The sequence below is a fragment of the Bradyrhizobium sp. CCBAU 53351 genome, from assembly GCF_015291745.1.
Taxonomy (GTDB): domain Bacteria; phylum Pseudomonadota; class Alphaproteobacteria; order Rhizobiales; family Xanthobacteraceae; genus Bradyrhizobium.
The window spans coordinates 2616608-2631832 of the sequence record NZ_CP030059.1; the positions used below are offsets into that span (position 1 = coordinate 2616608).

A 15225-nucleotide genomic window follows, 5' to 3' on the forward strand; every position below is an offset into this window, starting at 1 on the left:
TATTAACGGGAAAGTTTTTGGCATACCACATGCCAGAATGTCAAGGCGGCTATTTTTTGCGGCGTTCTAAGCCATGCTGCAGCTTGACAAGTTGGCTTCTGGCATACCAAATGCCATCGCCAGCCATTTTTGATCCAAAGCGGCGGAGTAATCTTGGGCTTTATGCCGCTCCCGCCCGCGACATGGAACAGAGCGCGGCGAATGGCAAGCATCACGGGCAGCCGCAAATACGCGCGCGCTTTGAAAAGAACGAACTGAGGTCAAGGGAGAAGCCACATGTCCAATTCCAAAGAAGCCGTCCGCAAGGTGCTTGACCAGGTCAAGGCGGACAACCGCACCAGCCTGACGGCCCCGGAAGGCAAGCTGGTCTGCGACGCCTACGGCATTCCGGTTCCAAAGGAGGGCGTGGCCAAGTCGGCGGGCGAGGCCGGCAAGATGGCCTCCTCGATGGGCTTCCCGGTCGTGATGAAGATCGTCTCGCCGGACATTCTCCACAAGACCGAAGCCGGCGGCGTCATCGTCGGCCTCAAGACGGCTGAGGACGCCGAAAAGGCCTACGAGACCATTCTGTCCAACGCCAGGAAGTACAAGGCTGATGCCAAGATCGAGGGCGTGCAGGTGCAGCAGATGCTGGCCGGCGGCACCGAAGTCATCGTCGGCTCGATCACCGACGGCTCGTTCGGCAAGCTGGTCGCCTTCGGCCTCGGCGGCGTGTTGGTCGAGGTGCTCAAGGACATCACCTTCCGCCTCGCGCCCGCGACCAAGGAAGACGCGCTCTCGATGCTCGACGGCATCCAGGCGCACGAGATTTTGAAGGGTGTGCGCGGTGGGGAAGCGGTGAACCGTACGGCGCTGGCCGATGTCATCGTCAAGGTTTCGCAGCTCGTCACCGATTTCCCAGAGATCGTCGAGCTCGACCTCAACCCGGTGTTCGCCACGGCGAAGAGCGCGATCGCGGCCGACGTCCGCATCGTCGTCGACTTCGCCTATGTGCCGAAGCCGAAGCCGCGCCCGACCGAAGAGATCGTCGCGGCGATGAGCCGCATCATGCAGCCGAAGGCCGTCGCCGTGGTCGGCGCCTCCGCCGAGGACGGCAAGATCGGCAACTCCGTGATGAAGAACCTCATCAACGGCGGCTACAAGGGCGACATCTATCCGATCCATCCCAAGGCCGCCGAGATCCTCGGCTACAAGGCCTACAAGAGCGTCAAGGACGTGCCCGGCGTGATCGACACCGCCGTGTTCGCGATCCCTGCCAAGTTCGTCGCGGCGGCGCTGACCGAATGTGGCGAGAAGAAAATCCCGGGCGCGGTGCTGATCCCGTCGGGCTTCGCGGAAGCCGGCGCGCCGGAGCTGCAGGCCGAGATCGTCGAGGTCGGCAAGAAGTACGACATCCGCCTGATGGGGCCGAACATCTACGGCTTCTATTATACACCGGCCAATCTCTGCGCGACCTTCTGCACGGCCTACGACGTCAAGGGCCACGCGGCGCTGTCGTCGCAGTCGGGCGGCATCGGCATGGCCATCATCGGCTTCTCGCGTTCGGCGAAGATGGGCGTTTCGGCCATCGTCGGCCTCGGCAACAAGTCCGATATCGACGAGGACGATCTGCTCGCCTTCTTCGAGCAGGATCCGAACACGAACCTGATCGCGCAGCACTGCGAAGACCTCAAGGACGGTCGCGCCTTTGCGGAAGCGGCAAAGCGCGTCTCCAAAAAGAAGCCGGTCGTCGTGCTCAAGGCCGGCCGCACGTCGGCCGGCGCCAAGGCGGCCTCGTCGCACACCGGCGCGCTCGCCGGCAACGACAAGATCTACGAGGACGTGCTGGCGCAGTCGGGCGTGATCCGGGCCCGCAGCTTGCGGCAATTGCTCGAATTCGCCCGCGGCGTGCCGGTGCTGCCGACGCCGAAGGGTGAGAACGTGCTGATCATCACCGGTGCCGGCGGCTCGGGCGTGCTGCTGTCGGACTCCTGCGTCGACAACGGCCTGTCGCTGATGTCGATGCCGCCGGATCTCGATGCGGCCTTCCGCAAGTTCATCCCGCCGTTCGGTGCGGCCGGAAATCCTGTGGATATCACCGGCGGCGAGCCGCCGATCACCTACGTCAACACGGTGAAGCTCGGCCTCTCCGATGAGCGCATCCACTCGCTGATCCTCGGCTACTGGCACACCATCGTCACCCCGCCGATGGTGTTCGCCCGCAACATGGTCGAGGTGAAGAAGGAGATGGAGGCCAAGGGCTTCGTGAAGCCGATCGTCGCCTCGCTCGCCGGCGACGTCGAGGTCGAGGAAGCCGCCGAATATCTCTACCAGAACGGCATCCCGGCCTATGCTTATTCGACCGAGTTGCCGGTCGAGGTCCTCGGCGCCAAGTACAGGTGGGCGCGCGGGGCAGGGCTGCTCTGACGATCTTCGCCTCTCCCCGCTTGCGGGGAGAGACCGGAATTTGCGCAGCAAATTCCGGGTGAGGGGCCCTCCGCGAGTTCATCTGCCACTGTCCTTGCGGAGACTCCCTCACCCTGACCCTCTCTGAGCGAGCGAAGCTCGTCTCGGCCCCACAAGCGGGGGAGAGGGGAAAGAAGAGATGCAGGTCGCGATGAGCAAGAACGTGATCCGGCGCAAATCACTTGAGCCTCGATCGTCATCGGAGGCTGACCATGACGCACGCGACGGCGGCGTGCAGTCGGTCGACCGCGCGCTGTCGATCCTGGAAACACTGGCCGAGGACGACGAAGGCTACCGCCTCAGCGATCTCGCCATCCGCACCGGCCTGTCGGCCTCGACCGTGCACCGCTTGTTGGCGACACTGGAAAGCCGGCGCTTCGTCCAGTTCGACCGTGCGGCATCCAAATGGCACGTCGGCTCGCGCGCCTTCACGGTCGGCGCAAGCTTTGCGCGGCGGCGCAATTTCTCCACGCAGGCAATTCCCTACTTGCGCAAGCTGCGCGATCTCACCCGCGAGACCGCCAATCTCGCCGTGGTCGACGACGAATTCATCATCGTGCTGACCCGGATGGAAAGCCGCGAGATCATGCGCTCGCTGACCCAGGTCGGCGGCCGCGTCGCCATGGTCACGTCAGGCGTGGGCAAGGCGGTGCTCGCGACCTATTCGGACGAGGACGTCGGCGCCGTCATCCGCCATCACGGCATGCCCCGCCTGACCGAGAAATCGATCGTGCGCCCGAGTGACCTGTTCAAGGAGCTCGAAAAGATCCGCAAGCAGGGGTTTGCGCTCGACGATGAAGAGGCCTGCATGGGCCTGCGCTGCATTGCTGCGGTGGTATACAACGACTGCGCCGAGCCGCTGGCGGCGATTTCGGTCTCGGGCATGACCAGCCGCCTGACCGACGACAGATTGCCGGAAGTGGGCCAAATCGTGCGCGACGTCGCCGGCGAGCTGACCCTTGCGCTCGGCGGGGTGATGCCGACGCCCCGCTAATTGGAAAATCCGGGCACTGTCGCTGGACAGCATCGGTCGTTTTGGCTGATATGCGACCAAACGACACAATGCGGCAAACGTCCGCATGAGCCTGGAGATGCCCAATGTTTCGATTTTCCACGCGCCTTGTCGGCGCAGCCGTCGCGCTGACCCTTGCGGCAGCGACGCCTTCTCTTGCCCAGCAGCTCGAACTCAAGCTGATGGCGCCGGCGGCCCCGGGCGGCGGCTGGGACCAGACCGCGCGCTCGATGCAGCAGGCGCTGGTGGCTTCGGGCGTTGCGCGCAGTGTGCAGGTCACCAATGTTCCCGGTGCGGGCGGCAGCGTCGGCATCGCCCAGTTCGTCAATGGCGCCAAGGGCGACGGCAACCAGATGATGGTCAACGGCTTCGTCATGGTGGGCGCGCTCGCCATGAACAAGTCGCCGGTGACGCTGGAACAGGTAACGCCGATCGCGCGTCTCACCGAAGAAATCCAGGTGATCGTGGTGCCCGCGAATTCGCCGATCAAGACCGCGCAGGATCTCGCTGCCGCGGTGAAGGCCGATATCGCCAAGGTGACCTTCGCCGGCGGCTCTGCCGGCGGCGTCGATCATGTGATGGCGGCACTGTTCGCCGGGGCCGTCGGCGCCGACGCCAAGAAGATCAATTACATCCCGTTCTCCGGTGGCGGCGAGTCGCTTGCCGCGATCCTCGGCGGCAAGGTCACCGCGGGGATTTCGGGCCTCAGCGAATATGAAGGGCAGATCAAGTCCGGCAAGCTGCGCGCGATCGGCGTGACTTCGGAGAAGCGCATCCCGGGCAGCGACATCCCGACCTTCAAGGAGCAGGGCATCGACCTCGTGATCGCCAATTGGCGCTCGGTGGTCGCGCCTCCCGGCATCACGCCGGAGCAGAAGAAGACCTTGAGCGACGCGATCGAGAAGATGGTGAAGTCGGATGCCTGGAAGGAGATCCTCAAGCAGAAGGGTTGGGAGGACGCCTATCTCGGGGGAGACGCCTTCGCCGACTTCCTGAAGAAGGAAACCGTGCGGGTCACCGACGTGCTGAAATCGGTGGGCCTGGTCAAGTCATGACCTCGGGCGGTCCCACCCAGCCGCCGCGGCGCGTCGATCGCGCCGGTATCGTCATCGCTGCGCTGCTCGCCGTGCTCGCCGCGGTGCTGGTCTGGGACGCGCGCGGCCTGTCATCCACCGCGATGTATGGCATGGGGCCGGAGGCGATGCCGGTCGTGGTCGCCAGCGGCCTTGCGCTGCTCGCGATCGGCAATTTCATCGACGCGGTGCGCGGCAATCTGCCGGCGCGCGAGAGCACCGATCCGGTTCCGGTGTTTCTGATCCTCGTCGGCCTGGCGCTGTTGATCGCCATCATCGGCTTCGGCGGCGGCTTTATCCTTGCGACCTCGGCGCTGTTCGTGACGACGTCGGCGGCCTTCGGACGCCGGGCCATCTTCGTCGACAGCATCATCGCCGTCGTGATGTCGACCCTCATCTATCTCGCGTTCGACCGATTGTTGACGTTGAGCCTTCCGACCGGCCCGCTGGAGCGACTGCTGTGATGGACACTTTTGCGGCGCTGGCGCACGGCATGCTCGTCGCCATTCAGCCGATCAACCTGCTCTATGCGCTGATCGGCGTGTTCCTCGGCACGGCCGTCGGCGTGCTGCCCGGCATCGGCCCCGCGCTGACGGTCGCGCTGTTGCTGCCGGTGACCTACAAGCTCGATCCCGGCGGCTCGCTCATCATGTTCGCGGGCATCTATTACGGCGGCATGTATGGCGGCTCGACCACCGCGATCCTGATCAACACGCCCGGCGAGAGCGCCTCGATGGCGACCGCGCTCGAAGGCAACAAGATGGCCAAGGCCGGCCGCGGCGGGCCGGCGCTTGCGACCTCCGCGATCGGCTCCTTTGTAGCCGGAACCATTGCCACCATCGGTCTTGCCTTCCTTGCGCCGTGGCTGGTCGATTTCGCCGTGCGCTTCGGCCCCGAGGATTATTTCGCGCTGATGTGCGTCGCTTTCGTCACGGTATCGGCGACGTTCGGCGATTCCCCGATCCGCGGCCTGACCAGCCTGTTCATCGGCCTGACGCTCGGCCTCGTCGGCATCGACAAGCTGACGGGACAGGCGCGGCTTGCATTCGGCGTTCCTGAATTGCTCGACGGCGTCGAGGTGACGACGCTGGCGGTCGGGCTGTTCGCGGTCGGCGAGGCGCTCTATGTCGCGTCGCGCCGCCACCACAGCGAGGAGAAGCTGGAGGCGGTGCGTGGCTCGCTGTGGATGACAAAGGAAGATTGGAAGCGCTCGTGGAAGCCCTGGCTGCGCGGCACCATGTTCGGCTTCCCGATCGGCGCGCTGCCCGCGGGCGGCGCGGAAATCCCGACCTTCCTGTCCTATTCGACCGAGAAGCGCCTCACGAAGTACCCCGAAGAATTCGGCAAGGGTGCGATCGAAGGTGTCGCGGGGCCGGAAGCCGCCAACAACGCCTCCGCGGCCGGCACCCTGGTTCCGCTCTTGACGTTGGGGCTGCCGACCTCGGCGACGGCCGCGATGATGCTGGCGGGCTTCCAGCAATACGGCCTCAACCCGGGCCCGCTGCTGTTCGCCGAGCGGCCGGACCTCGTGTGGGGCCTGATCGCCAGCCTGTTCATCGCCAACCTGATGCTGCTGGTGCTGAACCTGCCGCTGGTCGGGCTCTGGGTGCGGTTGCTCGCAATCCCGCAGCCCTGGCTTTATGCCGGCATCCTCGTGTTCGCGACCATGGGCACCATCGCGGCAAAGCCCTCGGTGGTGGAATTGTCGATGCTATCAGGCTTCGGCGTGCTCGGCTTCTTGATGCGCCGGTTCGATTTTCCGATCGCTCCTGTCGTGGTCGGCCTGATCCTCGGCCCGATCGCCGAGAGCCAGCTGCGTCGCGCGCTCGCGATCAGCCTCGGCGATCCCATGACGCTGCTGCAGAGCCCGATCTCGGCGACGCTGCTCGGCGTCGCGCTGGTTGCGCTGCTGGCCCCATTCGTGCTGAAGGGGCTGGGGCGGTTCAAGGCGAACGAGGACTGACCGTCCTGGCGCACTTGTCGTCTCGTGTCGCGGCCATTCGTGGAGAACTGTCATGCCTTCCGAGCTCCGCTCGCCGCGTCTTGCGGTTCTGATCGACGCCGACAATGCCTCCGCGAAGATCGCGGACGGATTGTTCGAGGAGATTGCCAAGATCGGCGAGGCCAGCGTTCGCCGTATCTACGGCGACTTCTCCAATGCACGATCCAGGGGCTGGGCCGACATCCTGTCGAAGCACGCCATCATCCCACAGCAGCAGTTCGCCTATACGACAGGAAAGAACGCCTCCGACATCACGCTGGTCATCGACGCGATGGATCTGCTTCACAGCGGCCGGTTCGACGGCTTCTGCCTGGTGTCATCCGACAGCGACTTTACCCGCCTCGCGGCCCGCATCCGGGAGCAGGGCGTCGATGTCTTTGGGTTCGGCGAACAGAAGACACCGGAGAGCTTCAGACAGGCCTGCCGAAGGTTCGTCTACACCGAGAACCTGCTTGCCGGCACCGCGACCACCCAGGACGCGGCCTCGAAGTCTGCGCCGCTTCAGCCGCCCGATGCGGCCACGCCCATCATCAAGAAGGTCATCACCCAGATGGAAAGCGAGGACGGTTGGGTCGCGCTCCGTGAACTCGGGCAGCGGCTAGCCAACCTGGCTTCCGATTTCGATCCGCGAACGTTCGGTTTTCGCAAGCTGAGCGACCTCGTCCGAAAGACCAATTCGTTCGAGATCGATGAGACAAACGGGCGGTCGGTGCGGATCAGGGTCAAGGTTGCCGCGCCAGCGACGACAGCACAGAAGTCGCGCAGGCGTCCAAGGTCGAGGGCGGCAGGCGGTTCGACGCCTAAGGCGTAAGCAGGGCGTGCCGTTATATTTGAGTTTGCCCGGTTTGGCGTAGGGCGTAACTATCGTTCGGCCGTAACGCCAAGCGAGGGTTCCCATGACCAAACTCACGCGCTTTTCCGTCGCACCGCTGCACAGCATGACCCGGCGTCTGGCCGATGTGGCCTCAGCACGCGTCGCGCCTGATCTCGTCATCACCGGTGCGCAGGTGCTCTCGACTTATTCGGAGCGCATCCATGGGAACCGCGAGGTCTGGATATCAGGCGGCCGCATTGCGGCGGTGAAGCCGGCCGGCGCGGCGAAGAAGATCTGGAGCGGCGCTGCGACTTACGACGCCGCCGGCGGCATCGTCGCGCCGGGTCTGGTCGATCCGCACATCCATATCGAGTCCTCGATGGTGACGGCTTGTGCCTACGCCGAAGCGGCGCTGCTGAACGGCACCACCACGATCTTCTGTGACAGCCACGAGATCGGCAACGTCATGGATGTCGCCGGCGTCGAGGCGATGCTGGAGGACGCGCGGCAGGCGCCGCTCTCGATCTTCCTGACGGTGCCAAGCACGGTTCCGGCGACCTCGGCCGAACTGGAGACCGCCGGCGGCGATCTCACACCGGACAAGATCGCCGGCCTGTTCGATCGCTGGCCGGAGGCCGTGGCGCTCGGCGAGAAGATGGATTTTGTGCCTGTTACGATGGGCGACGAGCGCAGCCACGCCATCCTCGCGGCCGCCTTGAAGCGTGGCCGTCCCGTTTCTGGCCACGTCTACGGCCGCGAATTCGTCGCGGCCTATGCGGCGTCAGGCGTCACCGACACCCACGAAGCGATCGACCGCGACATCGCTGACGATCTGCTCGACGCCGGCGTCTGGGTATTTTTGCGCGGCGGCCCGCCGACGACGCCCTGGCATTCGCTGCCGCAGGCGATCCGCACCGTCACCGAGCTCGGAGCCTCGCACAAGCGCACGGCGGTGTGCACCGACGACCGCGACGCCGACGATCTCCTGCTGTTCGGCCTCGACTGGGTGGTGCGCGAAGCGGTGAAGACGGGGATGTCGCCGGAGCAGGCCTGGTCGATGGGCTCGCTGCATGGCGCGACGCGCTTCGCCATGGATGGCGACATCGGCGGGCTCGGTGGCGGGCGCCGCGCCGATCTCGTGCTGATGGACGATCAGCTCAAGCCGCAATGCACCTGGTACGGCGGCGAGCTCGTGGTCGAGCATGGCAAGATCACTGATAGCCTCGATCGGGCGCTGTCGCAGCGCTATCAATATCCCAAAGCGGCTTACGCGACCGTGAAGCTGCCGGAGAAGGTCAAGCTGACGCCGGAGCTTCCGGCGAAGGCCTGTACGGTCAACGCGATCAAGACCGCGCTGCCCGGCATCACGTTGATCCACGAGAAGGTCAAGATCGAGCCGGCCAAGGGCTGGCCGGCGCTGTTTGAGCGCTATGGCCTCTGCTTCGTCGCGGTGGTCGAGCGCCACGGCAAGTCGGCTGGCAACGTCGCGCACGGCCTCTTGAAGGATTTTGGCCTGAAGCGCGGCGCGGTGGCCTCCAGCGTCGGCCACGACAGCCACAACATCATCGTCGCCGGCACCAACGAGCCGGATATGCAGGCGGCGATCGCCGCCATCAAGGCGCAGCAGGGCGGCGTCTGCGTCGTCGCCGACGGCGAGGTGAGGGCGCTGGTCGCGCTGCCGATCGCGGGCCTCCTGTCCGACAAGCGCGTCACGGAAGTGGCCGAAGAAGTTAAGGCCCTGAAGAAAGAGTGGGCCAAGGCCGGCTGCACCATCCCCTACATGGGTTTCAATTTGATTCCGCTATCGGTCATTCCGGAAATTCGCATCACCGACAAGGGCCTCGTGCTGGTGCCGCAAATGGAGCTGGCGCCGCTGTTCGAGTGATGGCTTTCACGCGTGCCTCAGCCTAACTGACTGAAGCTGCCGCGATTTTTCCACGGCTGCCGCATCGTGGAAAATAAAATCGATCTCGTTGAGATCGTATGCTGCGCGCCCGATGATCTCGCTCGCTGACGCAACTCGAGCGAGGTCCGATATGGCGAAGATGCGAGCTATCGATGCTGCCGTGCGAATTCTGGAAAAGGAGGGTGTCTCCACCGCCTTCGGAGTTCCCGGGGCTGCGATCAATCCGCTTTACTCGGCGCTGAAGAAGCGCGGCTCGATCCGCCACATCCTGGCGCGGCATGTCGAGGGTGCCTCGCACATGGCCGAGGGCTACACGCGCGCCAAGGCCGGCAATATCGGCGTCTGCATCGGAACCTCGGGGCCGGCGGGCACCGACATGATCACCGGGCTTTATTCCGCGATCGCCGATTCCATCCCGATCCTCTGCATCACCGGGCAGGCGCCGCGCGCGCGGCTCTACAAGGAGGATTTCCAGGCCGTCGATATCGAGTCGATCGCCAAGCCCGTGACCAAATGGGCGGTGACCGTGCGCGAGCCCGCGCTGGTGCCGCGGGTGTTCAGCCAGGCGTTTCATGTGATGCGCTCGGGCCGGCCGGGGCCGGTGCTGATCGACATGCCGCTCGACGTGCAGCTCGCCGAAATCGAGTTCGACGATGAGACCTATGAGCCGCTGCCGGTCTACAAGCCCACCGCGACCCGCAAGCAGGTCGAGAAGGCGCTGGAGATGCTCAACGCCGCCGAGCGGCCGTTGATCGTCGCGGGCGGCGGCATCATCAATGCCGACGCCTCGGATCTCCTGGTCGAATTCGCCGAGATCGCCAACGTGCCTGTTGTCCCGACCCTGATGGGGTGGGGCGCGATCCCCGACGATCACGTGCTGATGGCCGGCATGGTCGGGCTTCAGACCAGCCATCGCTACGGCAATGCCACGATGCTGGAGTCGGACTTCGTGCTCGGCATCGGCAACCGCTGGGCCAACCGCCACACCGGCTCGGTCGAAACCTACACCAAAGGCCGCACCTTCGTGCATGTCGACATCGAGCCGACGCAGATCGGGCGCGTGTTCAATCCCGATCTCGGCATCGTCTCGGACGCGAAGGCCGCGCTCGAGCTGTTCGTCACCGTCGCCAGGGAGTGGCGCCGGGCAGGCAGGCTTCGCGAGCGCCAGGCGTGGCCCGCTTCCTGCCGCGACCGCAAGAAGACCATGCTGCGCAAGAGTCATTTCGACAACGTCCCGATCAAGCCGCAGCGCGTCTATGAGGAGATGACCAAGGCCTTTGGTCGCGACACCTGCTACGTCACCGTGATCGGCCTGTCGCAGATCGCTGGCGCCCAGTTCCTCGGCGTCTATCGCCCACGCAACTGGATCAATGCCGGGCAGGCGGGGCCGCTCGGCTGGACCTTGCCCGCCGCCCTCGGCGTGCGTGCCGCGTGCCCGGATCGCGACATCGTTGCGCTATCGGGCGACTACGACTTCCAGTTCCTGATCGAGGAGCTCGCGGTCGGGGCCCAGTTCAATCTGCCCTATATCCACGTCGTGGTGAACAATTCCTATCTCGGCCTGATCCGTCAGGCCCAGCGCGGCTTCGACATGGACTATCATGTCCAGCTCTCCTTCGAGAACGTCAACGCACCGGAGCTCAATGGCTACGGCGTCGACCATGTCGCGGTCGCCGAGGGTCTCGGCTGCAAGGCGATCCGCGTCACCGATCCGAAGGACGCACAGGCGGCGTTCGCGACCGCGCGCGAATTGATGGCCAAGCACCGCGTGCCTGTCGTCGTCGAGTTCATCCTCGAACGCGTCACCAACATCGCGATGGGCACCGAGATCGACAACATCGTCGAGTTCGAGGAGGTGCTGGATCTGCCGCTCGACGAGGTCGGGACCGTCAGGCCCGGCGTGTTGCAGCCGGCTGAATAAGGGAAGAAGCATCATGCCGAAGTTTGCCGCCAACCTCACCATGCTCTTCAACGAGATGCCGTTCCTCGACCGCTTCGCAGCGGCGAAGGCGGCGGGCTTCTCGGGGGTCGAATATCTCTTTCCCTATGATTTCGACAAGGCGCAGCTGCGCGAGCAGCTCGAGGCCCACGGGTTGACGCAGGTGCTGCACAATCTGCCGGCGGGTAACTGGGCGGGGGGCGAGCGCGGCATTGCGATCCTGCCCGATCGCACCGCTGAATTCCGTGACGGCGTGTTCCGCGCCATCGACTATGCCAAGGCGCTCGATTGCGAGCAGCTCAACTGTCTCGTGGGTATTGCGCCTGCCGACGCCGATCCGCGCGAGCTGAACGAGACGCTGGTCGGAAACCTGCGCTTTGCCGCCTCGACGCTGGCAAGGGAAAACATCAAGCTGCTGGTCGAGCCGATCAATACGCTCGACATTCCCGGCTTCTTCCTCAACGGCACCGAGCAGGCGATACAGCTGATCTCGGAGGTGCGGTCGAACAATCTGTTCGTCCAGTACGACATCTATCACATGCAGATCATGGAGGGCGATCTCGCCCGCACCATGCAGGAATATCTGCCGCAAATCGCCCATATCCAGCTCGCCGACAATCCCGGCCGGCACGAGCCCGGCACCGGCGAGATCAACTATCCCTTCCTGTTCCGCCATCTCGACGCGATCGGCTATCGCGGCTGGATCGGCTGCGAATACAAGCCGCGCACTACGACGCTGGAAGGGCTTTCGTGGCACGCCGCGCAGACGTTTGAGACATAGGAGCTCGGGCTCAGATGCAGCTGCGATGACGGTGCGCTCCCTCTCCTGCAAGCGGGGAAGGTGTACCGAGCCAGTGGATACGACTTCGCCCAAATCGAGAGGAAACCCAGACATGATCGACATCGGCTTCATCGGACTTGGCACCATGGGACGGCCGATGGCCGGCCACCTCCTGAGCGCGGGCCATCGCGTTCTCCTGCACGACGTCGCGCCGGTTTCGCCGGAGCTGATCGCCGCGGGCGGCGTTGCGTGCAAGTCGGCCAAGGAGGTCGCGGAAGGAGCGGATGCCGTCATCATCATGGTGCCGGATACGCCGCATGTTGAGGCGGTGCTGTTCGGCAAGGACGGGGTTGCGAGCGGCATCTCCAAGGGCAAGATCGTCGTCGACATGAGCTCGATCTCGCCGTTGGCGACGAAAGAATTTGCGAAGAAGATCGAGGCGCTCGGCGCGGACTATCTCGACGCGCCGGTCTCAGGCGGCGAGGTCGGCGCCAAGGCGGCGAGCCTCACCATCATGGTCGGCGGGCCGGAACGGGCCTTCAACACCATGAAGCCGGCTTTCGACAGGATGGGCAAGAACGTCACCCGCGTTGGCGCCAATGGCGACGGGCAGACGACCAAGGTCGCCAACCAGATCATCGTCGCGCTGACGATCGAGGCGGTGAGCGAGGCGCTGCTGTTTGCATCGAAGGCTGGGGCCGATCCCGCGCTGGTGCGGCAGGCGCTGATGGGCGGGTTCGCCTCCTCGCGGATCCTCGAAGTCCACGGCGAGCGCATGGTGAAGCGCAATTTCGATCCCGGATTCCGCATCGAGCTGCACCAGAAGGATCTCAACCTCGCGCTGGAAGGCGCGCGCGCGCTCGGCCTGTCGCTGCCGAGCACGGCGGTCGCGCAGCAATTGTTCTCGGCCTGCGCCGCGCATGGCGGCAAGGGCTGGGATCATTCGGCGATGGTGCGGGCTCTGGAACTGATGGCGAGCCACGAGATCGCCGCAGCCTGAACTGTTACGCGGTAACAGTCTTCGTGTTTGCTGCGTCTTTCGCCACGGGGGAACCGGAACAATGCCCCGGCCCCGCGGTTGAAGGCGCAGGACAATCACTGGAGACAAAACAACATGAAAACCCGTCTTGCGATTACGTTGGCTGCCGCGTCGCTGCTGGCGTCGAGCGCCGCCTTTGCCCAGTCGACGACCGAGCAGGGCGCCAGGGATGGTGCGCGTGCGGGCGGCGACATCGGCGGTCCGATCGGAGCGATGGTCGGCGGCACCGTCGGCGCGGCCGTCGGCGCCGGTCTTGAAATTCCGAATGCGGTCCTCGGCGGAATTCCTCGCAGCGACTCCGTCGTGGTCGAGGAGCGCGTCGTGGTCGGTGAGCCGCTGCCACCCACCGTCGTGCTGCGGCCGGTGCCGAACTACACCGAGTATCGCTATGCGGTCGTGAACGATCGCCGCGTGATCGTGGAGCCACGCACGCGCCGCGTCGTCAAGATCATCGACTGATCGGCAATTCCATATGTTGAAAGACGGGCCCTGCGGAGTGTCACTCCGCGGGGCCTTCGCTTGTGACGGCGGGGCCAGCGCGAAAGCGCGTCAGCAGCCAATCGGCCACGGCCGCGAGCGCAAAGCCGATGCAGGCGGTGAGCGCGTCGACCAGAAAATCCTCCAGCCGGGCATGGCGTCCGGGTGCCCAAAACTGCATCAACTCGAGCACCCCGATCAGGACGATCGCGGCCGCTGTACTGAGCAGGCGCCGGCGCGGATAGGCGAGGCCGAAGGCCAGCCCCACCAGGATGAATGCGACTGCATGTTCGCCGTCCTGACCGAGGTCGGAATGAGGCCGCAGGCCGGGGGGACCGAGGGTCGCGAAGGTCACGGCGGCCGCGAGCAGCCAGGCAAAGGAACGTACCAAAATGGACATCCGTTTCGCTTAGCACAGATCTGCGGCGGGCCGGTACAGTCCCTCCATCAGATCGCTGTGTAGTTAATGACGAAACGTTAAAGTGGCTCGCGCACGCCGAGCCCATGCATGAACCGCTCCCGGATCTGCACGGGATCACGCCTCGTGGCGCCGACGCCGGGCTTGTCGTCGATCCGGACCGCAATCAGGTGTGGCTCGGCGGCGGACATGGCCGCGTCAACCAGGCGTTCGAAATCCTCCTCGTCCGCAGCCCACGCGCTATTGGCAAGGCCGGAGCCGATCGCGATGGCAACGATGTCCGCGACGCCCGCCGCAGGTGTCGGCTGTGCGCCGGTAATCTGGTAGATGCCGTTGTCCATCACGATCATGATGAGGTTCTTCGGCTTCAACGCCGCAATGGTCGAGAGCGCGCCGAGCTGCATCAGCAGCGAGCCGTCGCCTTCGAGCGCGAAGACTCGGCGGTCGGGCTGCGCCAGCGCCACGCCGAGCGCGATTGGAAAGGCGAGCCCCATGCTGCCAAGCATGTAGAAATTCTGCGGGCGGTGGCCGGCGGCCCAGAGGTCGAAATTGGTGTTGCCGATGCCGCCGATCACGGCTTCCTCGTGCTTGAGCTTTGCGATCAGCCGCGAGGTGACGTCGAAGCGGTTCATGACCTTGGTGTTGCGGGTATCCATCGCCAAACTCATTTGTCGAAGGTCTTGCCGCCGGTGAGCAGCGGGTTGAGGATCAGGGCCACCGGCGCCTGCGTCGTGACGGCCTGCTTGATCGAGCGGTCGGAGATGAATTCGAGCTCGTCGAGCCGGGTGATGGTGTGGTGCTCCAGCGCGAGCGAATCCAGCACCGGGCGCATGGTGCGGCAGACCAGCGACTGCCCGTAGTTGAACTCGCCGAGCGTGCCTCGTTCGGAGACGAACATGATCAGGGGAATCTGGTAGGGCACTGCGAGCGAGGCGAGCACGTTGGCGAGCGTCGCAAAGCCCGAGGTCTGCATCAGCACCGCGCCGCGCCGACCGCCCATCCAGGCGCCCGAGACGATGCCGACCGCCTCCTCCTCGCGAGCCGTGGTGAAGGTGGTGAAGAAGGGATCGGCATGCAGATTCTTGATCAGCGGGGTCAGCACGCGGTCGGGCACGTAGGGGACGAGGCTGATCTCGTTCCGCTTCAGGGTTTGCAGGACGATGCCGTGCCAGCTTCGGTCGCTGGACCCTTGGGTCGCCTCGGGCGAAGCCTGCCGTTCCGCAATCGCCATTTGCGTTCTCCCTTGCCGCCGCGCATGCTTCTTCCTTGGCCGCCGCGGCTGTCAGCCGAACTTGACGGAGCGAGCGGGATTGTCAACA

At 64.9% G+C, this 15225-nt stretch carries 14 protein-coding genes; 11 read left to right on the forward strand and 3 right to left on the reverse strand.

The window, feature by feature from the left end; genetic code table 11:
* Window positions 1-276 precede the first annotated feature (276 nt).
* The 11 genes from XH83_RS12185 (at window position 277) to XH83_RS12235 (ending at window position 13470) form a co-directional block, all read left to right on the forward strand.
* Entirely contained in the window at window positions 277-2406 is a 2130-nt protein-coding gene (locus XH83_RS12185) for an acetate--CoA ligase family protein (protein ID WP_194407224.1), read from the forward strand.
* A 190-nt stretch (window positions 2407-2596) separates the two neighbouring features.
* Window positions 2597-3439 (forward strand): IclR family transcriptional regulator, encoded by an 843-nt coding sequence (locus tag XH83_RS12190; protein WP_194408242.1) that lies wholly within the window; start codon window positions 2597-2599, stop codon window positions 3437-3439.
* Between the two features lie 104 nt (window positions 3440-3543).
* Entirely contained in the window at window positions 3544-4512 is a 969-nt protein-coding gene (locus XH83_RS12195; protein ID WP_194407225.1) for a tripartite tricarboxylate transporter substrate binding protein, read from the forward strand.
* Window positions 4509-4994 (forward strand): tripartite tricarboxylate transporter TctB family protein, encoded by a 486-nt coding sequence (locus XH83_RS12200; protein ID WP_194407226.1) that lies wholly within the window; start codon window positions 4509-4511, stop codon window positions 4992-4994. Before XH83_RS12195 ends, XH83_RS12200 begins: the two co-directional genes overlap by 4 nt.
* A complete protein-coding gene (locus XH83_RS12205) occupies window positions 4994-6493 on the forward strand; it encodes a tripartite tricarboxylate transporter permease (RefSeq protein WP_194407227.1) in 1500 nt (499 codons plus the stop codon). The genes XH83_RS12200 and XH83_RS12205 overlap by 1 nt, the downstream gene beginning before the upstream one ends.
* A 52-nt stretch (window positions 6494-6545) precedes the next feature.
* Window positions 6546-7343, forward strand: a complete 798-nt coding sequence (locus XH83_RS12210; protein ID WP_194407228.1) for an NYN domain-containing protein — start codon at window positions 6546-6548, stop codon at window positions 7341-7343.
* A gap of 85 nt (window positions 7344-7428) precedes the next feature.
* Window positions 7429-9231, forward strand: a complete 1803-nt coding sequence (locus XH83_RS12215) for an adenine deaminase C-terminal domain-containing protein (protein ID WP_194407229.1) — start codon at window positions 7429-7431, stop codon at window positions 9229-9231.
* Between the two features lie 151 nt (window positions 9232-9382).
* The gene (gene gcl / locus XH83_RS12220) at window positions 9383-11173 is read left to right on the forward strand and encodes a glyoxylate carboligase (RefSeq protein WP_194407230.1); all 1791 of its coding nucleotides are present in this window, start codon (window positions 9383-9385) and stop codon (window positions 11171-11173) included.
* Between the two features lie 13 nt (window positions 11174-11186).
* Window positions 11187-11972, forward strand: a complete 786-nt coding sequence (gene hyi, locus XH83_RS12225; protein WP_038947129.1) for a hydroxypyruvate isomerase — start codon at window positions 11187-11189, stop codon at window positions 11970-11972.
* A 112-nt stretch (window positions 11973-12084) separates the two neighbouring features.
* Window positions 12085-12972 (forward strand): 2-hydroxy-3-oxopropionate reductase, encoded by an 888-nt coding sequence (locus XH83_RS12230; RefSeq protein WP_194407231.1) that lies wholly within the window; start codon window positions 12085-12087, stop codon window positions 12970-12972.
* A 114-nt stretch (window positions 12973-13086) separates the two neighbouring features.
* Window positions 13087-13470: a DUF1236 domain-containing protein gene (locus XH83_RS12235; protein ID WP_018315876.1), complete on the forward strand. Its 384-nt coding sequence runs from the start codon at window positions 13087-13089 to the stop codon at window positions 13468-13470.
* A gap of 40 nt (window positions 13471-13510) precedes the next feature.
* Here XH83_RS12235 and XH83_RS12240 read toward each other — a convergent pair whose 3' ends face one another.
* The 3 genes from XH83_RS12240 to XH83_RS12250 all read right to left on the reverse strand — a co-directional run bounded on the left by XH83_RS12240 (window position 13511) and on the right by XH83_RS12250 (window position 15137).
* Window positions 13511-13888: a VanZ family protein gene (locus tag XH83_RS12240; protein WP_194407232.1), complete on the reverse strand. Its 378-nt coding sequence runs from the start codon at window positions 13886-13888 to the stop codon at window positions 13511-13513.
* Window positions 13889-13965: 77 nt separating this feature from the next.
* The gene (locus tag XH83_RS12245; RefSeq protein WP_194407233.1) at window positions 13966-14574 is read right to left on the reverse strand and encodes a thiamine pyrophosphate-dependent enzyme; all 609 of its coding nucleotides are present in this window, start codon (window positions 14572-14574) and stop codon (window positions 13966-13968) included.
* The gene (locus XH83_RS12250; protein WP_194407234.1) at window positions 14571-15137 is read right to left on the reverse strand and encodes a thiamine pyrophosphate-binding protein; all 567 of its coding nucleotides are present in this window, start codon (window positions 15135-15137) and stop codon (window positions 14571-14573) included. The genes XH83_RS12245 and XH83_RS12250 overlap by 4 nt, the downstream gene beginning before the upstream one ends.
* Between the last annotated feature and the right edge of the window lie 88 nt (window positions 15138-15225).

Bases quoted from the DNA above. Each gene is read 5' to 3' on its own strand.
- XH83_RS12245 (WP_194407233.1), bottom strand. From the start codon at position 14,574: ATGAGTTTGGCGATGGATACCCGCAACACCAAGGTCATGAACCGCTTC.
- XH83_RS12195 (WP_194407225.1), top strand. From the start codon at position 3,544: ATGTTTCGATTTTCCACGCGCCTTGTCGGCGCAGCCGTCGCGCTGACC.
- XH83_RS12215 (WP_194407229.1), top strand. From the start codon at position 7,429: ATGACCAAACTCACGCGCTTTTCCGTCGCACCGCTGCACAGCATGACC.
- XH83_RS12205 (WP_194407227.1), top strand. From the start codon at position 4,994: ATGGACACTTTTGCGGCGCTGGCGCACGGCATGCTCGTCGCCATTCAG.
- XH83_RS12235 (WP_018315876.1), top strand. From the start codon at position 13,087: ATGAAAACCCGTCTTGCGATTACGTTGGCTGCCGCGTCGCTGCTGGCG.
- XH83_RS12190 (WP_194408242.1), top strand. From the start codon at position 2,597: ATGAGCAAGAACGTGATCCGGCGCAAATCACTTGAGCCTCGATCGTCA.
- XH83_RS12230 (WP_194407231.1), top strand. From the start codon at position 12,085: ATGATCGACATCGGCTTCATCGGACTTGGCACCATGGGACGGCCGATG.
- XH83_RS12240 (WP_194407232.1), bottom strand. From the start codon at position 13,888: ATGTCCATTTTGGTACGTTCCTTTGCCTGGCTGCTCGCGGCCGCCGTG.
- XH83_RS12185 (WP_194407224.1), top strand. From the start codon at position 277: ATGTCCAATTCCAAAGAAGCCGTCCGCAAGGTGCTTGACCAGGTCAAG.
- hyi (WP_038947129.1), top strand. From the start codon at position 11,187: ATGCCGAAGTTTGCCGCCAACCTCACCATGCTCTTCAACGAGATGCCG.
- gcl (WP_194407230.1), top strand. From the start codon at position 9,383: ATGGCGAAGATGCGAGCTATCGATGCTGCCGTGCGAATTCTGGAAAAG.
- XH83_RS12210 (WP_194407228.1), top strand. From the start codon at position 6,546: ATGCCTTCCGAGCTCCGCTCGCCGCGTCTTGCGGTTCTGATCGACGCC.
- XH83_RS12250 (WP_194407234.1), bottom strand. From the start codon at position 15,137: ATGGCGATTGCGGAACGGCAGGCTTCGCCCGAGGCGACCCAAGGGTCC.
- XH83_RS12200 (WP_194407226.1), top strand. From the start codon at position 4,509: ATGACCTCGGGCGGTCCCACCCAGCCGCCGCGGCGCGTCGATCGCGCC.